Source organism: Rhodococcus sp. JVH1, assembly GCF_000280725.2.
GTDB lineage: Bacteria > Actinomycetota > Actinomycetes > Mycobacteriales > Mycobacteriaceae > Rhodococcus_F > Rhodococcus_F jostii_A.
Map to the genome: position 1 here is coordinate 5,729,965 of NZ_CP166289.1, position 22,352 is coordinate 5,752,316.

Genomic DNA, 22,352 nt, shown 5'->3' on the forward strand with positions numbered 1-22,352 from the left:
CTCGAGACACGGGCCTCCTGGTCCTGGCGGTGGCCACCCCACACGGGCATTGTGGGGGTATGGCGGCGGCGCAGGGCGGAACCGGAACGATGGCCGCGTGGCGCGTGGTCGCGCCGGGCCCCGTCGCGGGCCACCCGGTGGAACTCGGACGCGAGACGGTTCCCGAGCCGGGAACGGGCGAACTTCTCGTGAAGGTGCTGGCGTGCGGAGTGTGCCGCACCGACCTGCACGTGACCGAAGGGGACCTGCCCGTGCACCGGCCCCGGGTGATTCCCGGCCACGAGGTGGTGGGGGAGGTTGCCGCACTGGGCGATTCGGTGTCGGGGTCCTTCGCTGTCGGCGACCGGGTGGGAATCGCCTGGCTGCGTCACACCTGCGGACACTGCGCGGCCTGCCTGCGCGGCGCGGAGAACCTGTGCAGGCAGTCGCAGTACACGGGATGGGATGCGGACGGCGGATACGCCGAATTCGCGACGGTCCCGGCCGACTACGCGCTGCACCTGCCGGAGGGCTACTCGGACGCCGAACTCGCACCCCTGCTGTGCGCCGGGATCATCGGCTACCGGGCACTCGAACGTGCCACGGTCCCCGACGGCGGCGCACTGGGCATCTACGGGTTCGGCGGCAGCGCGCACCTCACCGCCCAGGTCGCGTCGATCCGCGGCGCCCGCGTGCACGTCATGACGCGTGGGGCGGAGGCCCGTGCGCTGGCGCAGCGACTCGGGGCGACGTCCGTGCAGGGTGTGCGCGACGTGCCGCCGGAACCCCTCGACTCCGCGATTCTGTTCGCGCCGGTAGGCGATCTGGTGCCCGTGGCGATGGAGGCGCTCGCCGACGGCGGCACCCTCGCGGTCGCGGGGATCCACCTCACCGACATTCCCGCGCTCGAGTATCAGAAGCATCTGTTCCGGGAACGGCAGATCCGCAGCGTCACCGCCAATACCCGTTCGGATTCCGTCGAATTCCTGCGCATCGCAGCGGAACACCGGCTGAGTATCGACATCCACCCGTACCCACTCGACCGCGCCGACCGGGCCCTGCGCGACCTGGCCGGCGGAAAGTTCAGCGGTGCAGCAGTTCTCGAGCCGTAGAGGGAGAGAGATATGAGCGAACATGCAGGGGCGCCCGTGGTCGTCGGTATCGATGGTTCACGCGCCGCGCTCGACGCGGCGCGCTGGGCCGCGGGCACGGCGGTCCGGCTCGACGCCCCACTCCTGCTCGCCCACACCTACCCGGACGAGGCCACGTTCTACAACGGCACCGCGATGATGATCGACGCCCAGTTCATCCAGGAACTGCGCGAGGACGGCAACTCGATGCTCGACGCCACCACCGCTGCCGTCCTGCAGGACCACCCCGGACTCGCCGTCGAGCGCGACGTCCGATCCGGGTCGGCGGCGTCCCACCTGATCGAGTTGTCGAGGGCGGCGCGGATCGTGGCGCTCGGCGCGCAGGGTGCCGGCGCGGTCACCGACTACCTCCTCGGGTCCACGGTGCTCCGGACGGTCAACCACGCGCACAGTCCTGTCGCGGTCGTCCGGGGAGCGCCCGAGACGGCCTCACCGGACACCCGACCGATCGTCGTCGGCGTGGACGGCAGCCAGGTCAGCGAGAAGGCCGTCGAGGAGGCGTTCGCACTCGCGTCCGCGTTCGGCGTCGGTTTGGACGTGGTGCACGCGTGGAGCGGTGAGAAGCAGCACGGCCTCGCCCATGCGTCGAAGTACGTGGACTGGACCGCCTACGAGGAAGGGGAGAAGGCCGTCGTGTCCGAATGCCTCGCCGGCATCCGGGACGAGTACCCGGACGTGCCGGTGAACGAGGTGACGACACAGGGGGTGTCCGCTGACGTCCTCCTGCGGCACGCGACGACGGCGCAACTGCTGGTGGTCGGAAGCCACGGCCGGGGCAAGGTGATGGGTGCCCTGCTCGGATCCGTCAGCCAGAATCTGGTGCACCACGCTCCCTGCCCCGTCCTCGTCTGCCGGGCTCGGCAGTGACACCGTCCGAGCCGGGCTCGGCAGTGACACCGTCCGAGCCGCGCGGATAGGCTCCTGTCATGGCTGGGGTCGAGGGTGTCCTGCTCGATATAGACGGGGTTCTGGTTACTTCGTGGCATCCGATCGACGGGGCCGCGGCGGCGGTGCGGGAGGTGCGCGAGCGCGGACTCGCGTGCGCCTACCTCACCAACACGACGTCCCGGACGTGCGACGAGATCGCCGACGCCCTCCGTTCGGCGGGCATCGAGGCCGACTCCGGCGAGATCGTCACGGCGGCCCGGCTCACCGCGGAGTACGTCCGGTCGACCTACCCCGGGGCGCGGGCCTGGGTTCTCAACAGCGGCGACATCACGGCCGATCTGTCCGGGATCGAACTGGACGACGAGGACCCCGAGGTGGTGATCCTCGGTGGCGCCGGGCCGGAATTCACGCATGACGCTCTGAGCCGCGTGGTGGAGCTGATGCTCGACGGCGTCCCCGTCGTCGCGATGCACCGGGCCACCACATGGGCCACCCACGATGGGCTGCGCATCGACACGGGCACGTACCTGCCCGGTATGGAAGAGGTCGCGGGAACCAACGTCGTGTCGGTGGGCAAGCCGTCGCTCGCGGCGTTCCTCACCGCCACCGATCTGATGGGCACGGAACCGGACGTGACAGTGATGGTCGGTGACGATCTGACGAATGACGTCCTCGCCGCGCAGCGGGTGGGACTGACCGGCGTTCTGGTGCGGACGGGCAAGTTCCGCCAGTCGGTTCTGGACCTCGCCCCGCAGCGACCGGACCACGTGGTCGACTCCGTCGCGCTGCTGCCGAAGCTCCTCGACGAACTCGCCTGACCGCGGTCCGGGACTAACCGGCCGCGAGCGGGTACTCTCGCGGCGAATCCTCCAATTCGTCGTTCCCAGAAGGAGCTTCCATGCTCGCTGTCTCCACGCCCGTCACCTCGACCGCCTCGGCATCTCGTACTCGTATCTCGACTCTGTTCGGCCGACGGCTGGCACGCGTGGGAGCGGCGATGGCCGTGGGTCTGGGCGTCGCGGCGGGAATCTCGGTGGCCGGTGCGGGCGTCGCCGGTGCCGCCCCCGTCAACTGTGTCTCCCCGCCGTCGGCCAACGACGTCCAGGTGTCGGACACCGCGAGTTGCGGCGCCAAGGCGTCCGAGGCCGGCGTCGCCCACGCGATGGCCGCGGACAGCGGCACCGCGGTGAGTGTCGCCAACGGACACAGCGGCGCCACGACGTACGCCAACGGATACGGAACGTCGCTCGGTGCGTCGACCGGCTCGGGTCAGGCCTACGCGCTCGCGCTCGGCGGTGGCATCGCTCGCTCCGGTGCGGCCGACGGCACCACCACCGTCGCGATCGCCGGCTGGGGTTCGGGCGCGACTGCCGACGCGAACGGCGTCGACTGCGTCGGTGCCCTGTCCCTCGCGTTCAACGTGAACACCGGCCAGGTCTGCGCGATGCGCTGATCGCCCGGGCGCACCGGTTCCGTCCCGACCTTGCACTCACCCTGTCCGAGTGCTAAAAATGCACTTGGCACTCACGACGCGTGAGTGCCAGGTCGGGACGGTGAGACCGGGAACCAAAGACACCCCTGGTCGTCCGTCGCGGGCACCGAACTCGGCCGAAGGCGTAAATGAGGCGACCCGACTAGCGGTCGCCTTGTGTGTCACCCCCAATCCGGAGGATCACTTCGCAATGGCCAAGATCATCGCGTTCGACGAAGAGGCCCGTCGCGGCCTCGAGCGGGGACTCAACGCCCTCGCCGACGCAGTCAAGGTGACGTTGGGCCCCAAGGGTCGCAACGTCGTGCTCGAGAAGAAGTGGGGCGCCCCCACGATCACCAACGATGGTGTTTCCATCGCCAAGGAGATCGAGCTCGAGGACCCCTACGAGAAGATCGGTGCCGAGCTGGTCAAGGAGGTCGCCAAGAAGACTGACGACGTCGCCGGCGACGGAACCACCACCGCTACCGTTCTCGCCCAGGCTCTCGTCCGTGAGGGTCTCCGCAACGTCGCTGCCGGCGCCAACCCGCTGGGTCTGAAGCGCGGCATCGAGAAGGCCGTCGAGGCCGTCACCGTGCGTCTGCTCGAGACCGCCAAGGAGATCGACACCAAGGAGCAGATCGCTGCTACCGCTGGTATCTCCGCAGGCGACCCGTCCATCGGCGAGCTCATCGCCGAGGCCATGGACAAGGTCGGCAAGGAAGGCGTCATCACGGTCGAGGAGTCCAACACCTTCGGCCTGCAGCTCGAGCTCACCGAGGGCATGCGCTTCGACAAGGGCTACATCTCGGCGTACTTCGCCACCGACCCGGAGCGTCAGGAAGCCGTCCTCGAGGACGCGTACATCCTGCTCGTGAGCTCCAAGATCTCCACGGTCAAGGACCTGCTGCCGCTGCTGGAGAAGGTCATCCAGTCCGGCAAGCCGTTGGTCATCATCGCCGAGGACGTCGAGGGCGAAGCCCTGTCCACCCTGGTGGTCAACAAGATCCGTGGCACCTTCAAGTCCGTGGCCGTCAAGGCCCCCGGCTTCGGTGACCGTCGCAAGGCTCAGCTCGCCGACATCGCCATCCTCACCGGTGGCGAGGTCATCAGCGAAGAGGTCGGCCTCTCCCTGGAGACCGCCGGACTCGAGCTGCTCGGCCAGGCACGCAAGGTCGTCATCACCAAGGACGAGACCACCATCGTCGAAGGCGCGGGAGACCCCGAGGCCATCGCCGGTCGCGTGGCGCAGATCCGCGCCGAGATCGAGAACAGCGACTCCGACTACGACCGCGAGAAGCTGCAGGAGCGCCTGGCCAAGCTGGCCGGTGGCGTTGCAGTCATCAAGGCCGGCGCTGCCACCGAGGTGGAGCTCAAGGAGCGCAAGCACCGCATCGAAGATGCCGTGCGTAACGCCAAGGCTGCCGTCGAAGAGGGCATCGTCGCCGGTGGTGGCGTGGCTCTGCTGCAGTCGGCTCCCGCGCTCGACGACCTGAAGCTCGAAGGTGACGAGGCCACCGGTGCGAACATCGTTCGCGTCGCCCTCGAAGCACCGCTGAAGCAGATCGCCTTCAACGCGGGCCTCGAGCCCGGCGTCGTTGCCGAGAAGGTTCGCAACCTGCCCGCAGGTCACGGCCTCAACGCCTCGACCAACGAGTACGGCGACCTGCTCGAAGCCGGCATCAACGACCCGGTCAAGGTCACCCGCTCCGCGCTGCAGAACGCAGCGTCCATCGCGGCTCTGTTCCTGACGACCGAGGCCGTCGTCGCCGACAAGCCGGAGAAGGCCGGAGCGCCCGTGGGCGACCCGACCGGCGGCATGGGCGGTATGGACTTCTAAAGGCGGCTACGCCTCCCGTGAGTGGTTGAGGAGTCCCCGGACTCGCCCACCACGCACGGGCACGAAGTGCTCCGAAAGAGCCCGGGACACCATCTGGTGTCCCGGGCTCTTTCTTGTCTGTGGCCGTGGATTCGTTCGACGGCCACAGTGCTTTTCGGTGCTGCCGCCTGGGTCGGTGTCAGTGTCCGGCAGGCATCAGCATCCAGGCGGCGAGGTAGACGAGGGCTGCGGTGCCGCCGGTGACCAGCGTGGCGACCACGGTGAGCAGTCGGACGAGGTTGACGTCCACCGAGAAGTATTCGGCGATGCCGCCGCAGACGCCTGCGAGCATCTTCTGGTTGTCGGAACGGGTGAACTGGCGGGGAGTGTTGCTGTCGAATGTCATGCGTCCATTCTGTTCGGCGGTACCTGCCGGCACATCGGGATGTACCCCGATCTCGACCCTGGTCTTTCACCCTGAGCGCCCGCTCCATGCCGCCGGATGCTCGTGCCTCGAGTCGATCGCCCTCCGTGTCCGCGCCGCGCCGAAAAACTCGATATCCCACACTTGGGGTCAAATAGATGCCAAGATTAAAACGTTTGCCATCTAATTATGAATTGGGAGACAAAGAGGATGCGTTCACCGGGCAAAAGAAGAGATGTTCGAATTCGTCCACGCCTCGTTACTCCGCAGGAGAATTCAAGGGCAGTGACAAGAAAAAGTCCGGAAACAATGCAGCGAGGTATGTTCTGTCGCTCTTCGATTACGAGAACGTGGATCCGGAGATCGTAGTCACCGCATATCCGCAGTTAGATGGGCATGTCCTGAAGATAATCGAGAAGTAACCAGTGCCGATTTGCGGGTTCGTCGTTAAGTCAACGATCGCAAATGTTTACCACTTTGTGCTTATTCGAGGGGAAAACTCGGGTACAAATGACGGAGCCCCTGATCGCGGGGGGAAGTTCGAAATCCACTGCGTCGAAAAGGAGTAATACTATGTCCGACAGCTTTCTGACTCTGCTCGAAGCGCTCACCACGCTGATCGACTTCATCGGGTCCGTCGCGGAATAGGGTCACCCCCGTTTCGACCCCACTTCTCGACGAGAGCTGGAGTCCACATGACATCATGTGGGCTCCAGCTCTCGCCTCTTCGGAGTCGGGCAGGTGACGTCGCAGCGAAGGAGAACGATGGTCAACCGCACTGCAGCGGGTAGGTACGGGGTGCGGCTTGCGCTCGCGGTCGCCCTGACGGCGGCGATTCCGTGCCTCGGAGTCCAGGCGTCCGCGTCCGCCGATCCCACCGGAGATGCCACTGTCGCGGACGGTGGTTCCCACCTGGTGAGCACCGACGAGATCGACGACCGGCAGTTGACCATGCAGGTGTACTCGGCCTCCATGGACCGGGAGATCCCGCTGCGGGTCATCACCCCCGCGGACACGAGCGAACCGAGGCCCACGCTGTACCTGCTCAACGGGGCGGGCGGCGGCGAGGACTCCGCCACGTGGCAGGCCAGGACCGATGTCGTCGGCTTCTTCGCCGACAAGAACGTCAACGTGGTCACTCCGATGGAGGGCGCGTTCAGTTACTACACGGACTGGGAGCAGACCGACCCGGAACTGGGCAACAACAAGTGGACGACGTTCCTCACGCAGGAACTTCCGCCGATCGTCGATTCCGCGCTCGGCACCAACGGCGTCAACTCGATCGCTGGTATCTCGATGGCGGGTAGTTCGGTGCTGAGCCTGGCACAGTCGGCTCCCGGCCTGTACGAGAGCGTCGGCGCCTACAGCGGCTGCGCGATGACCAGCACGGACCCCGGCCGCACGTACGTGCGGCTGGTCGTCGAGGGCCGCGGCGGCGGCGACACCTCCAACATGTGGGGGCCGGAAGACGGCCCCGGCTGGACGGCCAACGACCCGTACGTCAACGCGGAGAAGCTGCGCGGACTCGACATCTACGTCAGCAACGGATCCGGACTGCCCGGGCCCGGCGACCAGCTGAACGGACCCGGGATCAACGGCGACGTCGGAACGCTCGCCAACCAGATCCTCCTCGGCGGCGCCATCGAGGCGGCCACCAACCAGTGCACCCACGCCCTCGCGGACAAGCTGAACGAACTGCAGATTCCCGCCACGTTCGACTTCCGGCCCGTCGGCACGCATTCGTGGTCCTACTGGGAAGAAGACCTGCACAAGTCGTGGCCGATGCTCGCTGCGTCGATCGGCCTGTAGTCACCGGTCTCGGAAGAGACTCGACCCCCGCAGATCCCGGATCTGCGGGGGTCGAGCCGTCTAGTCTGACGAAGTGGAGACAGTACCGATCCAGATGCCCGACGGAACCACCACTCCGGTACGCCTGTTTCCCGGCCCGGACGAGGCCCCCGTCATCGTGGTGTTTCCCGGCCTGGGAATTCCCGCCGGCTACTACGAACCCTTCGCCGAGGAGCTCGTGTCCCGGGGGTTCAACGCGGCGATCGGCGAACTCCGTGGCCAGGGCGACAGCCGTCCCCGTCCGAGCAGCACCAGCACGTACGGCTACCACGAACTGGTGGCTCTGGACTTCCCCGCGATCTTCGAAGTGGTGCGGGAGCGTTTTCCCGCCGCGACGCCCTTCCTGCTGGGACACAGCATGGGTGGTCAGCTCGGCGTGATGTACGCGGCCCGGATCCGCGGCCGGCTCGGCGGGATCGTGCTCGTCGCGTCCGGGTCGCCGTATCACCGGGGATTCCCAGGGATACACGCCCCGCGGATGCTGGTGGGCGCCGCGGCGATGTCGATGACCGCCAACCTGGCGGGGTTCTGGCCCGGCGACAAACTCGACATCGGCGGGTTCGGGCGGCAGTCGAAGGCGCTGATCACCGACTGGTCGCGATTCGCCCGCACCGGCAGGATCGAACCCGACGGCGCCGACATCGACTACGAGGAACGCATCGCCCGGCTGAAACTTCCGGTGCTGTCCGTGACCGTCGAAGGAGACGATCTGGCTCCGGAATCCTCGGCGAAGAACCTCCTCGCGAAACTCCCCAACGCCGACGTCACGCAGTGGCACCAGCCGGAGCCGCTGGGCCACAACGGCTGGATCCGCGACCCGGCCGGCACCGTCGACCGGATCGTCGAGTGGGTCCGCGACCACACCTGACCGGTGCGTCACGGGCGGGTGAGCTGCTCCCACAGGAACGTGAACGTGAGCGCCGATTTGAACGCGGCCTGGGCGTTGTCCGCGGCCCCGCCGTGCCCGCCCTCGATGTTCTCGTAGTACCAGACCTCGTGGCCCTGCTCCTCGAGCAGCGCAGTCATCTTGCGGGCGTGGCCGGGGTGGACGCGATCGTCGCGGGTGGACGTGGTGACGAGGATCGGCGGGTAGTCCGCGGTCGCGTCGGTGTTCTGATACGGCGAGTACTCGCTGATGAACTTCCAGTCGTCGGGGTTGTCCGGATCGCCGTACTCGGCCATCCACGACGCCCCGGCGAGCAGCAGGTGGTACCTCTTCATGTCGAGGAGCGGAACCTGGCACACGATCGCCCCGAACAGTTCCGGGTAGCGGGTGAGCATGACGCCCATGAGGAGTCCGCCGTTGCTGCCGCCCTGGATCCCGAGCTGCTTCGACGTCGTGATGCCCCGGGCCACGAGGTCGCGAGCGACCGCGGCGAAGTCCTCGAACGCCTTGTGGCGACCTTCCCGCACCGCCTGGGTGTGCCATGACGGGCCGTACTCGCCGCCGCCGCGGATGTTCGCCACCACGTACGCGCCGCCGCGTTCGAGCCACGCGAACCCGACCGAACCGCTGTATCCCGGGACCATCGAGTTCTCGAAGCCGCCGTATCCGTACAGCATGGTGGGGCAGGGCCCGGTGACGTCGTCACGGCGCACTACGAAGTAGGGGATCTCGGTTCCGTCGTCGGACACCGCGAAGTGCTGCGACACCGACATGCCGTCCGCGTCGAAGAACGACGGCGCCTGCTTGACGGGTTCGAGCGGTCCGCCGACCGTGCCGTACAGCAGCGTCGCCGGCGTCGTGAATCCGCTGGAGTTGACGAAGAAGCTGTCGCTGTTGCGGGGGTCGGTGCTGATGATCCCGCTCGCCGTGAGTTCCGGTACGCCGTCGAGAGGCTTCTCCTCCCACCCGGTGTCGTTCGGTGTGAGCACCGACAGCTTGGTCTGCACGTCCGACAATCGCACGAGGAGGAGGTGGTTCCGGGTCCACGTTCCCTGCTCCAGTGATGTGTGCTCGTCCGGGGTGAACAGTGGCGTCAGCTCGCGTGACCCGGCGAGGAAGTCGGCGTAGTTCGCGGCGAGCAGCGACCCGGCCGGGTAGACGGTGCCGTCCACGTCCCAGTCGGTGCGCGGACGGATGGTCAACCAGTCGCGGTACACGGACGAGCCCGCGTCGTCGGGGGTGTCGATCCGGACCTTCGAGCCGTCCGGGAGCAGCTGGTAGCGCTCGGAATTGTAGAAGTCCATGGACCGGCCGACGAAGTGCCGCTCGTATCCGGGAGTGTCGTCGTACGAGGCGCCGACGGACACGTCGGTGGTCTCGCCCTCGAAGACGGTGACCGCCTCGGTGATCGGGGTGCCGCGATGCCAGCGCTTCGCGATTCTCGGGTAGCCGGAATCGGTCATCGAGCCTTCACCGAAGTCGGTCCCGACGTACACGGTGTCCTTGTCGATCCAGCTGATGCTGGTCTTCGCCTCGGGGACGTCGAATGCGTGGTCACCGCCGACGAATTCGCGCTTCTCGATGTCGAATTCGCGCACCACGGACGCGTCGGCGCCACCGCGCGAGAACGACAAAAGGGCGCGCGACTGCTCGGGTCGCAGCACGCTGGCCCCGGCCCACACCCAGTTCTCACCCTCCCGTTCGGCGAGGGCGTCGACGTCGAGCAGGACGTCCCACTCGGGGTTCTCGGTGCGGTACTGCTCGAGCGTGGTGCGCCGCCAGATGCCGCGCTTGTGGTCGCCGTCGCGCCAGAAGTTGTACAGGTACTCGCCGCGCATGCCGGCGTAGGGGATCCGGTCGTCCGTGTCGAGTACGTCCAGGATCCGGCTCTCGAGCCCGGAGAACTCGGCGGTCTCGGTGTACTCGGCGAGAGTGCGGGCGTTGCGCTCCCGCACCCAGTCGAGCGACCGTTCCGCGGTGACATCTTCGAGCCAGAGGAAGGGATCCGTCATGGCGCCATTCTTGCAGGCGGTGTCATGCCTGGTCGCGGCGGCAAAGGTGTGACGGGTGAGGCTACTCATGGGTAATACGACCGCGTGGCGACAGCGATTCCGGACGGGACTACCCTGAACAACCGTGACCTCACACTATGACGTCGTTGTCCTCGGAGCCGGTCCCGGTGGGTACGTCGCTGCTATCCGCGCGGCACAGCTGGGATTGAGCACCGCCATCATCGAGCAGAAGTACTGGGGCGGTGTGTGCCTGAACGTCGGCTGCATCCCCTCCAAGGCACTTCTCCGCAATGCCGAACTTGCGCATCTCTTCACGAAAGAGGCCAAGACGTTCGGCATCTCGGGAGAGGCGTCCTTCGATTTCGGCGCAGCCTATGACCGCAGCCGCAAGGTCGCGGACGGGCGTGTCAAGGGCGTTCACTTCTTGATGAAGAAGAACAAGATCACCGAGTACGACGGCAAGGGGTCGTTCACCGACGCCAACACCCTCTCGGTCGAGCTGTCCAAGGGCGGGACGGAGACGGTGACGTTCGACAACGCCATCATCGCCACCGGTTCCACCACCAAGCTGCTGCCGGGCACCTCGCTCAGCGAGAACGTGGTCACCTACGAGGAGCAGATCCTCACCCGCGATCTCCCGGAGTCGATCCTCATCGTCGGTGCCGGCGCGATCGGCATGGAGTTCGGGTACGTCCTGAAGAACTACGGAGTGGACGTCACGATCGTCGAGTTCCTCGACCGTGCGCTGCCCAACGAGGACGCGGACGTCTCCAAGGAGATCGACAAGCAGTACAAGAAGCTCGGCGTCACGATCAAGACCGGTGCCGCCGTCCAGAGCATCGACGACGACGGCAGCAAGGTCACCGTCTCGATCAAGAACAACAAGTCCGGCGACATCGAGACCGTCGTGGTCGACAAGGTGATGCAGTCGGTCGGATTCGCGCCCCGCGTCGAGGGCTACGGCCTCGAGAAGACCGGTGTGCAGCTCGATCGTGGTGCGATCGGCATCACCGACACGATGCAGACGTCGGTGCCGCACATCTACGCCATCGGTGACGTCACGATGAAGCTGCAGCTGGCGCACGTCGCCGAGGCGCAGGGCGTCGTGGCCGCCGAGACGATCGCCGGCGTCGAGACGCTGCCGATCGAGGACTACCGGATGATGCCGCGGGCCACGTTCTGCCAGCCGCAGGTCGCGAGCTTCGGTCTGACCGAGCAGCAGGCCAAGGACGAGGGTTACGACGTGAAGGTCGCGACGTTCCCGTTCACCGCCAACGGCAAGGCGCACGGCCTCGGTGACCCGACCGGTTTCGTCAAGCTGATCGCAGACAAGAAGTACGGCGAACTGCTCGGCGGACACCTGATCGGACCCGACGTCTCCGAGCTGCTGCCCGAGCTGACCCTCGCGCAGAAGTGGGACCTCACGGTCAACGAGCTGGCCCGCAACGTGCACACGCACCCGACGCTCAGCGAAGCCCTGCAGGAGGCCATCCACGGTCTCGCCGGGCACATGATCAACTTCTGACCCGAACACCGAGAGGGCCCGCACAGTCTCTGTGCGGGCTCTTTTCGTTTCTCACCGAGTTGCTTCCGCGATCCGATGGCGAACTGTCCGCTGCGGTGGCATCGTGGGAAAGATGACCATGCCGGACAGCACGCCAGAAGGATCCGAGGGCGAGTACAGCCTGGACGAAGAGGACCAGTTGCAGCCGGAAGACACGTTGGTCGACCGAGGTGTGGACGACGTTCTCGACGAGGGCTATTCGCCTCCGGAGAGGCCGCTCGGGCTGGACGCGTACGGGACGACGGCCGCCGAGCAGCGCGAGGGGGAGACCCTCGATCAGCGGCTCGCGGAGGAGGAGCCGGACCCGGCTCTGGAAGACGACGACAACGCGGAGATCCTCGACGACAACGAGGTCGGGCGGCTGCGGTCGGGCCGGCTCGTCGCGGAGGACGAGGGTGTGGGCGAGGACGAGGAGAAGGACCTCGTGGCGTCCGACATCGGCATCGACGGGGGAGCGGCGTCGGCCGAGGAGGCCGCGGTCCACATCGTCGACGAGGAAACCGAACTCGACGAACTCAGCTGACGCCGCGTCCGGCGTCGTATTTCTCCTGTGCTGCCTGAACGTCGGGCACGCGCGATTCGACCAGTTCGATCAGGCCGATGAGGCGTGAACCGACCTCGGCGCCGAGCGGTGTCAGGCTGTATTCGACCTTGGGTGGAATGGCCTCGAGCACCTCGCGAACGACGAGGCCGTCTCGTTCGAGGGCCTGCAGCGTCTGCGACAGCATGCGCTCGCTGACGCCGTCGACGCGTCGGCGGAGTGCACCGAATCGGTAGTTCCCCTCGGTCAGCGCCGCGAGTGCGAGCACCCCCCAGCGACCGGTGATGGTCTGCAGGGTCTCGCGCGACGCGCAGTTGCGTGCAAAGACGTCGGCCTCGAGGGTGACGTCCTCGGCTTCCTGTGCTGGCTGTGCGAGCTCGGGCATACGTCCAGTCTACCCCACACGAAGGAAGTGCTTACTCTAACATTTGCACTTACGAAAAATTAGTGCATGATGAGAAGTGAGCTTGAACAGTCAACTCGCCCACTCACGCGCTAGGAGTTCGTCATGACCATCGCCGTCACAGGAGCAACCGGACACCTCGGTCGACTCGTCGTCGAGGCACTACTCGACAAGGGCACCCCTGCGGGCGCCATCGTCGCCGTCGTCCGCACCCCGGCCAAGGCCGCAGACCTCGCCGACAAGGGCGTCGAGATCAGGCAGGCGGACTACAGTGATCGCACCGCACTCGAGTCCGCCTTCGCCGGCGTCGACAAGCTGCTGCTCGTCTCCGGAAGCGAGGTCGGTCAGCGGGTTGCCCAGCACGCCAACGTGATCGACGCCGCGAACACCGCCGGAGTCGGCTTCGTCGCCTACACCAGCATCCTCGACGCGCAGAACAGCCCGATCGGATTGGCCGTCGAACACCGTGCCACGGAGGACCGGCTGACGCAGTCCGGAATCGACTTCGCGCTGCTCCGCAACGGCTGGTACTGGGAGAACTACCTCGGCAGCATTCCCGCCGCGGCCGAGACCGGTACGCTGTTCGGCAGTGCCGGAACGGGTGTCGTCGCCGCTGCCGCCCGCAAGGACTACGCCGAGGCCGCCGCCGCGGTCCTGCTCGCCGACGGGCCGGCAGGCAAGGTGTACGAGCTGGGTGGCGACGAGCGCCTGACGTACAGCGAACTGGCGGAGGTCATCTCCTCCGTCCTCGGAAAGCCTGTGTCGTACAAGGACCTTCCGCAGGCCGAGTACGCCGCGGCGCTCGAGGGCGCCGGACTGCCCGCACCGATCGCGAGCATGCTCGCCGACGCCGATGCGGGAGTCGCCGTCGGCGCTCTCGACACCGAGAGCGGCGACCTGCAGAAGCTGATCGGCCGCAACTCGACTCGCGCCGCCACCGTCCTTGCCGTGAGTACTTCTTAACCGCGGGCGGTTGACAAGTACTCACGGGCGTAAGCAACCCAACTGCCGAACTCGGTGATGTCCGTGGCCCCGTCGACCGCGTCGTGGGTGCAGCTGAAGCCGACCACGGCGCGGCCGTCGGACAATTCGACGCTCGTCAGCGCCATCGGGGCAGGTAGCGCGGCGAGGAAGGTGCCCAGCCCGGCGGGTGACACCCGGAACAGTTCCCCGACGATCGCCGCTCCGGCGCCGGGGCCGCGACGGACGAGGCCGGGCTTGGGCGGCGTGGTGGCGAGCGCGGTGAGCCGGTACGCGTCCGTGGTGGTGACGGTGTCCACGAACCGTGCACCGATGTCCTCGAGCTGGAAATGCAGTGGCTGTCCGCGCAGGTGGGCTCCGAACACAGCCAGTTCCACACCGTCCTCGACGAGGGTGGGCGCCGGTGCACCGACGAGACGGGCCGCGAGGTCCACGGCCACCTGATCGGCGAACGCCGGCACCACGAACATGACACCGAACGGGTCGCCGGTGGCGGTCGGGGCGCCCGGGACCGCGACGGCGGCCATGTCGAGCAGGTTGCAGAAGTTCGTGTACGTGCCCATCCGTCGGTTGATGTCGATCGGATCGGCTTGCACGGCAGCGATGGTCGGGTGTTCGGTGGTGGTGGGCAGCAGGAGGCCGTCGAAACCGGCCAGCAGTTCCCGCGTCTGCGCCTTGACGCGGGTGAGCGTGTCGAGGTCGGCGGCGAACTCGTGGCCCGCCGGCTTCCTCGCCGACTCGACGATGGCGGTGACCACCGGATCGGCGCCCGCCGGTGCGGTGTCGAGGAACTTCCCGACAGCGGTGTACCGCTCGGCGACGACGGCGCCGTCGTACAGCAGGCGGGCGGCGTCGAGGAGCGGGGAGATGTCGACCGCCTCGACGGAGAAACCTCCGTCCGTCAACGACGCCACCGTGGCGACGAACGCCGCGCGGTACTCCGGTGTCAGCAGCGCGAGGTTCTCTTCCGCGGGAATCGCGACCCTCGGCTGTGCGGGCGCCGCCAGGCGGACGTCGGACGGCCACGCGCGGCTCCGCGGGTCCGCGCTGCCCGGGCCCGACATGATGCGGGCGGCGGTCACGGCCGTGTCGAGTTCGGTGGCGAAGACGGTGACGCAGTCGTAGTCGACGCAGGCGGGCACCACGCCGTCGGCGGGGATGACGCCGAGTGTCGCCTTGATTCCGACGAGACCGTTGAACGCGGCCGGGACCCGGCCCGATCCCGCTGTGTCGGTGCCGATTCCGATGTCGGCGATGCCGAGGGCGACGGCGACGGCGGAACCGGAGCTGGATCCGCCCGACACCCGTTCGGGATCCCACGAGCACCGGACGGCGCCGTACGGACTGCGTGTCCCGACCAGCCCGGTCGCGAACTGGTCGAGGTTCGTCTTCCCCAGCACCACAGCGCCCTGCTCGACCAGGCGGCGCACAGCGCTCGCGGTGACGTCGGGGAGGTAGGCGAACTCGGGGCACGCGGCCGACGTCGGCAGTCCCGCGACGTCGACGTTGTCCTTGACCGCCACGACCTTCCCGGCCAGGGGGAGGTGTTCGCCGGCGTCGAGACGGGCCTGCACGGCAACGGCATCCGCGTGCACGTCCTCGGCGGGCCGGAGGGTGATCCACACCTCCGGACGGTCCACCTCGGCGATCCGCCGGAAGGCGTCCTCGACACGGGCGGTGGGGGAGAGGGTGGTCTGTCCGCGGTTCACGGCATCGACAGTCATCAGTTTTCTGCTCCAATCACGACGAGGGGGGTGCCCGGTTCGACGATCGCGCCCGGTGACACGAGGACTTCGAGGACTGTTCCGGACGTGGCGAACGCAACCGGCATCTCGAGTTTCATCGCCTCGAGTACCACGGCGTTCTGGCCCGGTTCGATTCGTTGCCCGGCTTCGACTTCGACGCGCCACACGGTGCCGACCATGGGAGCCTCGACGACGGCAGCCCCGGGCGGAAGGTCGACCCGTGCCGACGGCTCGGGTGCGGGCGCCTGCTCGACGCGGTCGAATTCGCCCGACGCGCGCCACGCGGACTTCTCCGCCTCGAACGCCGCGGACTGCCGGGAGTCGAACTCGGCGATGGATTCGGCGTTGTCCCGCAAGAACTTCAGGTGGTCGGCGAACGCGAACGTGCCGTCGGAGATCTCCGCGTCGAACCGCCCCGCGACGGCCTGCTCGCGGTATTCGCGCAGCTGCTCCGGGGTGACGGGTTCCCACACGATGCGGTCGAAGAACCGGAACATCCACGGTGTGCCCTCGTCGAAGGGGCGGTGCTGCCGGTAACCGGACCAGATCGGGACGGTGCGTCCGATCAGCTGGTAGCCGCCGGGCGACTCCATGCCGTAGACGCACAAATACTTGCCGCCGATGCCGACCGCGTCGGACGGCGTCCACGTGCGCGCCGGGTTGTATTTGGTGGTGACCAGGCGGTGCCGGGGGTCGAGGGGCACGGCCAGTGGTGCGCCGAGGTAGACGTCGCCGAGCCCCAGCACCAGGTATTCGGCGTCGAACACGGCGTCGCGGACGTCGTCGACGCTGCCCAAACCGTTGATGCGCCGGATGAACTCGGTGTTCGACGGTAGCCACGGCGCCTCGTCGCGGACACCGTTGCGGTACCGGTCGATGGCCTCGGCGATGGACGGGTCGGCGAACGACAGCGGCAACCGGACCGTGCGACTCGGCACCACCAGATCGTGTGTCGCGGGCAGCAGTTCCTCGATGTCCTGGAGGATGTCCAGCAACCGGCCGGCGGGAAGTTCGTCGGCGTCGAAATGCAGGTGCAGGGAGCGCACACCCGGAGTGATGTCGATGATGCCCGGGACACGACGCCGGACCAGCGCTTCCGACAGTGCGTGGACGCGCATGCGGAGTCCGAGGTCGAGTTCCCGGTCGCCGTACTCGACGAGGATGTTGTCGTCGCCGCCGCGGAGGTACGCGACCTCGGGACGGTCCAGTACGGGCGGGATGCGGCGCAGGACCCCGCCGTCGCTGTTCGACGAGCGGGTTGCGGTGGGCGGAAGATCCAGTTTGCGCGACGAATCCGAAGCCCGCAGCTCGTGCGCACCGTCGTCGGAGACGGCGACGAACCGCACTTCGTCGCCGGGCCTGATCTGCCCGAGTTTCCACCGGTGCGCCTTCACCACGGTGAGGGGGCACGCGAAGCCGCCGAGGCTCGGTCCGTCGGGGCCGAGCAGGATCGGGGTGTCGCCGGAGACGTTGAGCGCTCCGACGCTGTACGGGTTGTCGTGCAGGTTCGACGGGTGCAGCCCGGCGTCGCCGCCGTCGGTCCTGGACCAGACCGGCTTGGGGCCGTCGAGTCGGAGGCCGGTCCGGTTCGCGTGGGTCTGGACCTTCCAGGTGGTGTCGTAGAACTGCGCCATGTCGGAGTCGGTGAAGTAGGCGGGCGCCGGCTGCGGTCCCTCGGTGACGGCGAGATGCCACACGTGCGTGAACTCGGGACGCGAGTCCTCCGGGACGGGATGCGGTGCGCCCAGACCCGCGGTGTTCTCGAACAGCGAGTCGTCGAAGAGTCCCAGCACGTCACCGGTGGTGACGGCCTTGCCGGTGATGCCGCCGAACCCGCCGAGTGTGAACGTGGACGCGCTGCCATGGTACAGCGGCGCGTCGATGCCGCCCCGGAACGCGACGTACGTGCGCAGGCCGGTGTCCGCCGGAGTGCCGACGTCGAGAACCGATCCGGCCGGCGCTTCCACCGGTTCCCACAGGGCGACCGGTTCGCCGTCGAGAGTGACCGGGGTGTCCGCGCCACCCACACAGATCACGGTGGCATCCGAGAACACGAGTCGCGGCCCCTGCAGAGTGCATTCGAGCCCCGGTGCGCCGACCGGATTGCCGACCGCGGTGTTGACCAACTGGAACGACAGGTCGTCCATCGGTCCCGACGGCGGAATTCCGACCTCCCACAGTCCGATTCGGCCGGGATGGTCCTGCACGGTGGTCATCGTCCCGGCGCGGAGCACGTCGACGCGGCGGCCGGTGGGCCGCAGATCGGCCAGCGACTGCGTGGTGTGCTCGGCGCCCAGAACCGTGTCGGCGACGCAGATCCGCCGCAGCTGGGGCAGGTTCGTCTGGACCCCGTAGATGTGCGTGTCGGCGAGTGCCTCCGCGAGGGCGGCGAACGCCGCCCTGCGCCGGTGCCCGCGGGTGATCACCTTCGCCAGCATCGGGTCGTAGTAGGCACTCACCTCGGTGCCCGTGTCGACCCACGTCTCGACCCGCGTGTGAGCCGGGAACTCGACCCCCGTGAGTCGTCCGGCGCTGGGACGGTAGTCGTGGCCGGGGTCCTCGGCGTAGATACGGGCCTCGACGGCGGTGCCCCTGATCTCGGGTCCGGAGTCGGGGAGCCCGTCGAGCATGGAACCGTCCCCGCGGGCGAGCCTGAGCATCCACTCGACGAGGTCCACCCCGGTGACCTCCTCGGTCACCGGGTGCTCGACCTGCAGTCGCGTGTTCATCTCGAGGAACGACGCCTCACCGCGGTCCACGTCGTAGACGAACTCGACGGTTCCCGCGGACCGGTAGTGCACCGACGACGCGAGGCTGCGGGATGAGCTGAGCAGTTGTTCCACCACGTCGTCGGAGAGCCCGGGCGCCGGGGCCTCCTCGACCACCTTCTGGTTTCGGCGCTGCAGTGAGCAGTCGCGGGTGCCGAGGCTCAGCGTGCGGCCGAGCCCGTCGCCGAACACCTGTACCTCGATGTGCCGGGCGCGGGCGACGAAGCGCTCCAGGAACACCCCGGACGAGGAGAAGTTGGCCTGGGCGAGGCGCTGGACGCGATCGTAGGCTTCGCGGAGTTCGGCGGCGTCGAAGCACGCCTGCATCCCGATGCCTCCGCCGCCACCGACCGCCTTGATCATCACCGGATAGCCGACGTCGGAGGCCGCGGACAGGGCGGCGTCGACGGAGTCGAGGAGTCCGCTGCCCGCGACGAGCGGGACGCCGACGGCGCGGGCGGCCTCGCGCGCCGTGTGCTTGTTCCCGAACGTGCGGAGCTGTGCGGGGGTGGGGCCGACGAACGCGATCCCGGCGGATTCGGTCGCCGCGGCGAACGTGTCGTTCTCCGAGAGGAAACCGTATCCGGGATGAATCGCGCCCGCGCCCGTCGCCAGGGCGGCTTCCACGACGGCGTCGGCGCGCAGATACGACTCGTGGGCGGGAGCCGGGCCCAGCCGGACGGCGACGTCGGCCATCTCGACGTGCGCGGCCGCCGAATCGGCGTCGGAGTACACCGCGACCGTCTTCAGCCCGAGGATGTGCACGGATCGCATGATGCGGCAGGCGATTTCGCCCCGGTTCGCGACGAGCAGAGTGTCGAAGGAGTACTCGATCGGCGGCGTATTCATCCCTGTGGACATGGTTGTATACGCTAAGGACGGGGTGTTTCACCGAGATTTCTCGAGGTAAAGCGTGGGTTAGTAAGACCTCTCACGGGCCGCGCGAACCGGGTCACGGTGAGGAGGGCTGCACCGGGGGCACGAACTCGAACGTCGTCCCGAGCAACCACACCAGGAGCAGGACCACCGGCAGGTGGAACATGAACTGCAGGAACGTGAATCCCACCAGGTCGCGCGCCTTGAGCCCCAGCACCGCGAGGAGGGGCAGCATGAAGAACGGGTTGATCAGGTTCGGCAGCGCCTCGGCGACGTTGTACACCTGGACCGTCCAGCCCAGGTTCATCCCGACGTCGGTGGCCGACTGCATGACGTAGGGCGCCTCGACCAGCCATTTTCCGCCTCCGGACGGCACGAAGAGACCCAGCACCACCGTGTAGAGGGCGATGACGACGGTGAAGCCTCCGCCGCTGCCGATGTTCGTGAAGAACTCGGCCAGGTGCTCGGAGATGGTGAGGCCGTTTCTGCCCTCGGCCTTCGTGAGGATCGCGGCCATCGCGGCGTACAGCGGGAACTGGACCAGGATGCCCGCAGTGGCGGGGACGGCCAGCGCGACGGCTTGCAGGAACTTGCGCGGCGTCCCGTGCAGCACCAATCCCAGCATGAGGAAGACCAGCAGATAGGCGTTCAGGCTACTGACGACGGTGAGCACGGGTTTGGTCACCAGCTGGGAGATCAGCCACCCCAACGTCATCAGGCCGGCCAGCGCCGGCAGGATCCGGCTGTACTCGAGCCACTCTCCCGGTCGCGTTCGGGGTGCCACCTCCTTCGGCCGGTCGTCGAGGTCGACGTCCAGATCCTGTGCGGTGGTGACGGCCGCACCCCTCGGCGCGGAGAAGTGGGCGATGACCACGGTCAGGGCGATGATGATCACGCACATCAGCAGTGACTGCCAGGTGAAGATGGTGGTCCCGAAGTCGAGGACGCCGGTGATCTCCAGCAGCGCCGGCGGCAGGGACGCGGCGGTGGCCTGCAGTTGCGCGGCGGACGAGGACATGCCGAGCGCCCACACGGCGCCCAGACCCATGAAGGCCGCCGCGCCGAGCGCACGGTAATCCACTCGCAGGTCGGATCGGCGGGCGATCGCCCGGGCGAGCAGCCCGCCGAACACCAGACTGAGCCCCCAGTTCAGGAAGGAGACCGACATGGACAGGAACGCGACGAAACTGACTGCGGTGCGCGCCGACTGAGGCACCAGTGCCAGGCGATCGATCAGCCGGGCGACCGGCGGGGACGTGGCGACGACGTATCCGGTCAGCACCACCATCGCCATTTGCAGGGTGAACGCCGTCAGATCCCAGAAACCGTCACCGAACGCGTCCACGACCGTCTGCGGAGACGAACCGTTGGCCAGTGCGGCCACCGAGACGACGAAGACGCCGACGAGCGCGAAGACGTAGGCGTCCGGAAACCATTTCTCCGTCCAGCCGGCCAGCGACTGCGCGACCCGCGCCAGTCCCTTCTCGGAACGGACTTCTTCGGTAGCGGATGTCATGCGGCCGTTCCTCTTCTCTACGCGATGCGAAACCTACGAATAGTCGCGTTCGATCCTCAGAGTCCCGATGGTGGTGGCCAGGGCGTCGTACTGGGTCACCAGAAAGCAGAATTCGATCATCCGGCGGTCGTCGAAGTGAATGCTCAGCGCCGACCACGCGGCATCGTCCAGGTTGTCGGTGGTGACGAGTTGGTCGACGGCGGTGAGGATGGCGCGGCGGCGCGCGTCCCAGCCCTCCGCACCCGGACCTTCCAGCACCTGTTCGAGGAGCGCCGGGGTGACGCCTGCCCGGCGTCCGAGGCGCACATGGTGATCCATCTCGTAGCCGCACTTCCGCAGGTGTGCCACGCGAAGGATGATCAGTTCGGTCTCGTACCGGGAGATCTGCCCGCCCGGCATCAGCTTGCCGGAGTACTGCAGCCACGCACGGAAGAGGCCCCTCGTGCGGCCCACCGTGCTGAACAGATGTGCGTCCGGCACACCGGCGACACGGGAGATGATTCGCCACAACACCCAGTTGACGGGGCCGAGTTCCTTCAGACGTCCGGGTGGAATGCGTGCGGTCACGCCGCCCCCTCTCCTTCTACTCGTCCCCTCGTGGGAACGGCTGCGTGCGCGCGTAGTTCGATCGAACGGGTCATCTCCGTGGCCCGAAGTGCGAGCATACGCACAGAATCCGTCCCGAGTACCCGGGACGGCGCGTATATCCGATTCTTCCGTCCCGCGATTGCCCGCTCGAGTGCGTCGACCGCCACCGTGATCGAGGAGGTCCGGGTCAGTGCGCTGCCGCGGGGTGGGGGAACCGCGAGGCCGTCGAAATCGATCAGGGTCCGGTCCGTGTCGATCTCGCCGAGCCGGGCGATGCCGACCCGGGTCCCCAGCGATTTCATCTCGTCCCGCAGGGCCTCGCCGAGTTCCTCGGCACCGCCTCTCGTGGCGCCGTGGACACCGCGCAGCGGGCTGAACGTCGTCGACGACGCCACGACGAGCGCGTACCCGTTGCGGTGCCCGATGTACGGTCCCGCGGCCCGCAGCGTGTGGTACGTCCCCAACACGTTCACCTCGATGGCATACCGCATCACCTCCGGATCACCCTCGACGATGTGCGCCGGGGGCGTCACGCCCGCGTTGGCGACGACGACGTCGAGGCCGCCGAGCCGGTCGGTGAGGTAGTCGAACGAGTCCTCGACGGCTCGCCGGTCGCGGGTGTCGCAGCGACGCCACGGCGCCCGGCCGCACGTGGTGGCGGTCTGTTCGAGGAGTTCGGGTTCGAGGCCGAGCAGCCCGACACGGGCGCCCCGCTCGTGAAGTCTTCTGGCGAGTCCGGCGCCGATACCCCGGGCTGCGCCGGTGATCAGGACGCGGCGTCCGACCAGATTCTCTTCGAGAGTGCGTGACATGAAGCGAGTTCCCAACCTGTGTTACCGAACGGTAGCAAGACGCTAGCACCCGCTCGGTTCATTGGTGGGAAAAATGTCCAACC

18 protein-coding genes are annotated in these 22,352 nt (G+C 67.6%); 10 read left to right on the forward strand and 8 right to left on the reverse strand.

Features of this window, described 5'->3' with window-relative positions; translation table 11 throughout:
• Nucleotides 1–89 precede the first annotated feature (89 nt).
• From JVH1_RS26530 to groL, 5 genes are all read left to right on the forward strand, one after another.
• Nucleotides 90–1,091 carry a zinc-binding alcohol dehydrogenase family protein gene (locus JVH1_RS26530; RefSeq protein ID WP_192815073.1) on the forward strand — a complete coding sequence of 334 codons (1,002 nt, stop codon included), beginning with the start codon at nucleotides 90–92 and terminating at the stop codon, nucleotides 1,089–1,091.
• A gap of 12 nt (nucleotides 1,092–1,103) precedes the next feature.
• Nucleotides 1,104–1,997 (forward strand): universal stress protein, encoded by an 894-nt coding sequence (locus tag JVH1_RS26535; protein WP_009474820.1) that lies wholly within the window; start codon nucleotides 1,104–1,106, stop codon nucleotides 1,995–1,997.
• Nucleotides 1,998–2,056: 59 nt separating this feature from the next.
• On the forward strand, nucleotides 2,057–2,836 hold the full coding sequence (locus tag JVH1_RS26540; RefSeq protein ID WP_009474819.1) for an HAD-IIA family hydrolase: 780 nt from the start codon (nucleotides 2,057–2,059) through the stop codon (nucleotides 2,834–2,836).
• A gap of 80 nt (nucleotides 2,837–2,916) precedes the next feature.
• The gene (locus JVH1_RS26545; protein ID WP_009474818.1) at nucleotides 2,917–3,471 is read left to right on the forward strand and encodes a DUF6764 family protein; all 555 of its coding nucleotides are present in this window, start codon (nucleotides 2,917–2,919) and stop codon (nucleotides 3,469–3,471) included.
• 229 nt (nucleotides 3,472–3,700) lie between these two features.
• Nucleotides 3,701–5,326: a chaperonin GroEL gene (gene groL, locus JVH1_RS26550; RefSeq protein ID WP_005263938.1), complete on the forward strand. Its 1,626-nt coding sequence runs from the start codon at nucleotides 3,701–3,703 to the stop codon at nucleotides 5,324–5,326.
• Nucleotides 5,327–5,504: 178 nt separating this feature from the next.
• On the opposite strand, the gene JVH1_RS26555 is transcribed toward groL, so the two are convergent.
• The gene (locus JVH1_RS26555; RefSeq protein ID WP_005251806.1) at nucleotides 5,505–5,711 is read right to left on the reverse strand and encodes a PspC domain-containing protein; all 207 of its coding nucleotides are present in this window, start codon (nucleotides 5,709–5,711) and stop codon (nucleotides 5,505–5,507) included.
• Nucleotides 5,712–6,494: 783 nt separating this feature from the next.
• Between JVH1_RS26555 and JVH1_RS26560 the strand changes: the two genes are divergently transcribed.
• Both JVH1_RS26560 and JVH1_RS26565 read left to right on the forward strand, forming a co-directional pair.
• A complete protein-coding gene (locus JVH1_RS26560) occupies nucleotides 6,495–7,538 on the forward strand; it encodes an alpha/beta hydrolase family protein (protein ID WP_009474815.1) in 1,044 nt (347 codons plus the stop codon).
• A gap of 73 nt (nucleotides 7,539–7,611) precedes the next feature.
• Nucleotides 7,612–8,445: an alpha/beta fold hydrolase gene (locus JVH1_RS26565; RefSeq protein ID WP_371113047.1), complete on the forward strand. Its 834-nt coding sequence runs from the start codon at nucleotides 7,612–7,614 to the stop codon at nucleotides 8,443–8,445.
• Nucleotides 8,446–8,453: 8 nt separating this feature from the next.
• Here the strand turns inward: JVH1_RS26565 and JVH1_RS26570 are convergent, their stop codons facing one another.
• Complete coding sequence (locus tag JVH1_RS26570) at nucleotides 8,454–10,544, reverse strand: prolyl oligopeptidase family protein (RefSeq protein WP_272943926.1); 2,091 nt, start codon at nucleotides 10,542–10,544, stop codon at nucleotides 8,454–8,456.
• Between the two features lie 55 nt (nucleotides 10,545–10,599).
• Here JVH1_RS26570 and lpdA point away from each other — a divergent pair, with 55 nt between their 5' ends.
• Entirely contained in the window at nucleotides 10,600–12,000 is a 1,401-nt protein-coding gene (gene lpdA, locus JVH1_RS26575) for a dihydrolipoyl dehydrogenase (protein ID WP_009474812.1), read from the forward strand.
• Nucleotides 12,001–12,112: 112 nt separating this feature from the next.
• Nucleotides 12,113–12,562, forward strand: coding sequence for a DUF5709 domain-containing protein (locus tag JVH1_RS26580; protein ID WP_016882725.1), 450 nt, complete (start codon nucleotides 12,113–12,115; stop codon nucleotides 12,560–12,562).
• Here the strand turns inward: JVH1_RS26580 and JVH1_RS26585 are convergent.
• Nucleotides 12,555–12,965 carry a helix-turn-helix domain-containing protein gene (locus tag JVH1_RS26585; RefSeq protein WP_009474810.1) on the reverse strand — a complete coding sequence of 137 codons (411 nt, stop codon included), beginning with the start codon at nucleotides 12,963–12,965 and terminating at the stop codon, nucleotides 12,555–12,557. The two genes, JVH1_RS26580 and JVH1_RS26585, sit on opposite strands and share 8 nt — an antisense overlap.
• Before the next feature lie 123 nt (nucleotides 12,966–13,088).
• On the opposite strand from JVH1_RS26585, the gene JVH1_RS26590 reads away from it, so the two are divergent.
• The gene (locus JVH1_RS26590) at nucleotides 13,089–13,946 is read left to right on the forward strand and encodes an SDR family oxidoreductase (RefSeq protein WP_009474809.1); all 858 of its coding nucleotides are present in this window, start codon (nucleotides 13,089–13,091) and stop codon (nucleotides 13,944–13,946) included.
• On the opposite strand, the gene atzF is transcribed toward JVH1_RS26590, so the two are convergent.
• From atzF to JVH1_RS26615, 5 genes are all read right to left on the reverse strand, one after another.
• Entirely contained in the window at nucleotides 13,943–15,688 is a 1,746-nt protein-coding gene (gene atzF, locus JVH1_RS26595) for an allophanate hydrolase (RefSeq protein ID WP_009474808.1), read from the reverse strand. The genes JVH1_RS26590 and atzF overlap by 4 nt on opposite strands.
• Nucleotides 15,688–19,338, reverse strand: coding sequence for an urea carboxylase (gene uca, locus JVH1_RS26600; RefSeq protein ID WP_009474807.1), 3,651 nt, complete (start codon nucleotides 19,336–19,338; stop codon nucleotides 15,688–15,690). The genes atzF and uca overlap by 1 nt, the downstream gene beginning before the upstream one ends.
• 91 nt (nucleotides 19,339–19,429) lie before the next feature.
• Nucleotides 19,430–20,869, reverse strand: a complete 1,440-nt coding sequence (locus JVH1_RS26605) for a short-chain fatty acid transporter (protein ID WP_009474806.1) — start codon at nucleotides 20,867–20,869, stop codon at nucleotides 19,430–19,432.
• A gap of 33 nt (nucleotides 20,870–20,902) precedes the next feature.
• On the reverse strand, nucleotides 20,903–21,436 hold the full coding sequence (locus tag JVH1_RS26610) for a carboxymuconolactone decarboxylase family protein (protein WP_009474805.1): 534 nt from the start codon (nucleotides 21,434–21,436) through the stop codon (nucleotides 20,903–20,905).
• Nucleotides 21,433–22,269 (reverse strand): SDR family NAD(P)-dependent oxidoreductase, encoded by an 837-nt coding sequence (locus JVH1_RS26615; RefSeq protein ID WP_009474804.1) that lies wholly within the window; start codon nucleotides 22,267–22,269, stop codon nucleotides 21,433–21,435. The genes JVH1_RS26610 and JVH1_RS26615 overlap by 4 nt, the downstream gene beginning before the upstream one ends.
• Nucleotides 22,270–22,352 lie beyond the last annotated feature (83 nt).

Coding starts and splice junctions, on each gene's coding strand:
- JVH1_RS26540 (WP_009474819.1), top strand. CDS start 2,057: ATGGCTGGGGTCGAGGGTGTCCTGCTCGATATAGACGGGGTTCTGGTT.
- JVH1_RS26590 (WP_009474809.1), top strand. CDS start 13,089: ATGACCATCGCCGTCACAGGAGCAACCGGACACCTCGGTCGACTCGTC.
- JVH1_RS26615 (WP_009474804.1), bottom strand. CDS start 22,269: ATGTCACGCACTCTCGAAGAGAATCTGGTCGGACGCCGCGTCCTGATC.
- groL (WP_005263938.1), top strand. CDS start 3,701: ATGGCCAAGATCATCGCGTTCGACGAAGAGGCCCGTCGCGGCCTCGAG.
- atzF (WP_009474808.1), bottom strand. CDS start 15,688: ATGACTGTCGATGCCGTGAACCGCGGACAGACCACCCTCTCCCCCACC.
- uca (WP_009474807.1), bottom strand. CDS start 19,338: ATGTCCACAGGGATGAATACGCCGCCGATCGAGTACTCCTTCGACACT.
- JVH1_RS26585 (WP_009474810.1), bottom strand. CDS start 12,965: ATGCCCGAGCTCGCACAGCCAGCACAGGAAGCCGAGGACGTCACCCTC.
- JVH1_RS26545 (WP_009474818.1), top strand. CDS start 2,917: ATGCTCGCTGTCTCCACGCCCGTCACCTCGACCGCCTCGGCATCTCGT.
- JVH1_RS26530 (WP_192815073.1), top strand. CDS start 90: ATGGCCGCGTGGCGCGTGGTCGCGCCGGGCCCCGTCGCGGGCCACCCG.
- JVH1_RS26570 (WP_272943926.1), bottom strand. CDS start 10,544: ATGAGTAGCCTCACCCGTCACACCTTTGCCGCCGCGACCAGGCATGAC.
- JVH1_RS26535 (WP_009474820.1), top strand. CDS start 1,104: ATGAGCGAACATGCAGGGGCGCCCGTGGTCGTCGGTATCGATGGTTCA.
- JVH1_RS26580 (WP_016882725.1), top strand. CDS start 12,113: ATGACCATGCCGGACAGCACGCCAGAAGGATCCGAGGGCGAGTACAGC.
- JVH1_RS26555 (WP_005251806.1), bottom strand. CDS start 5,711: ATGACATTCGACAGCAACACTCCCCGCCAGTTCACCCGTTCCGACAAC.
- JVH1_RS26605 (WP_009474806.1), bottom strand. CDS start 20,869: ATGACATCCGCTACCGAAGAAGTCCGTTCCGAGAAGGGACTGGCGCGG.
- JVH1_RS26560 (WP_009474815.1), top strand. CDS start 6,495: ATGGTCAACCGCACTGCAGCGGGTAGGTACGGGGTGCGGCTTGCGCTC.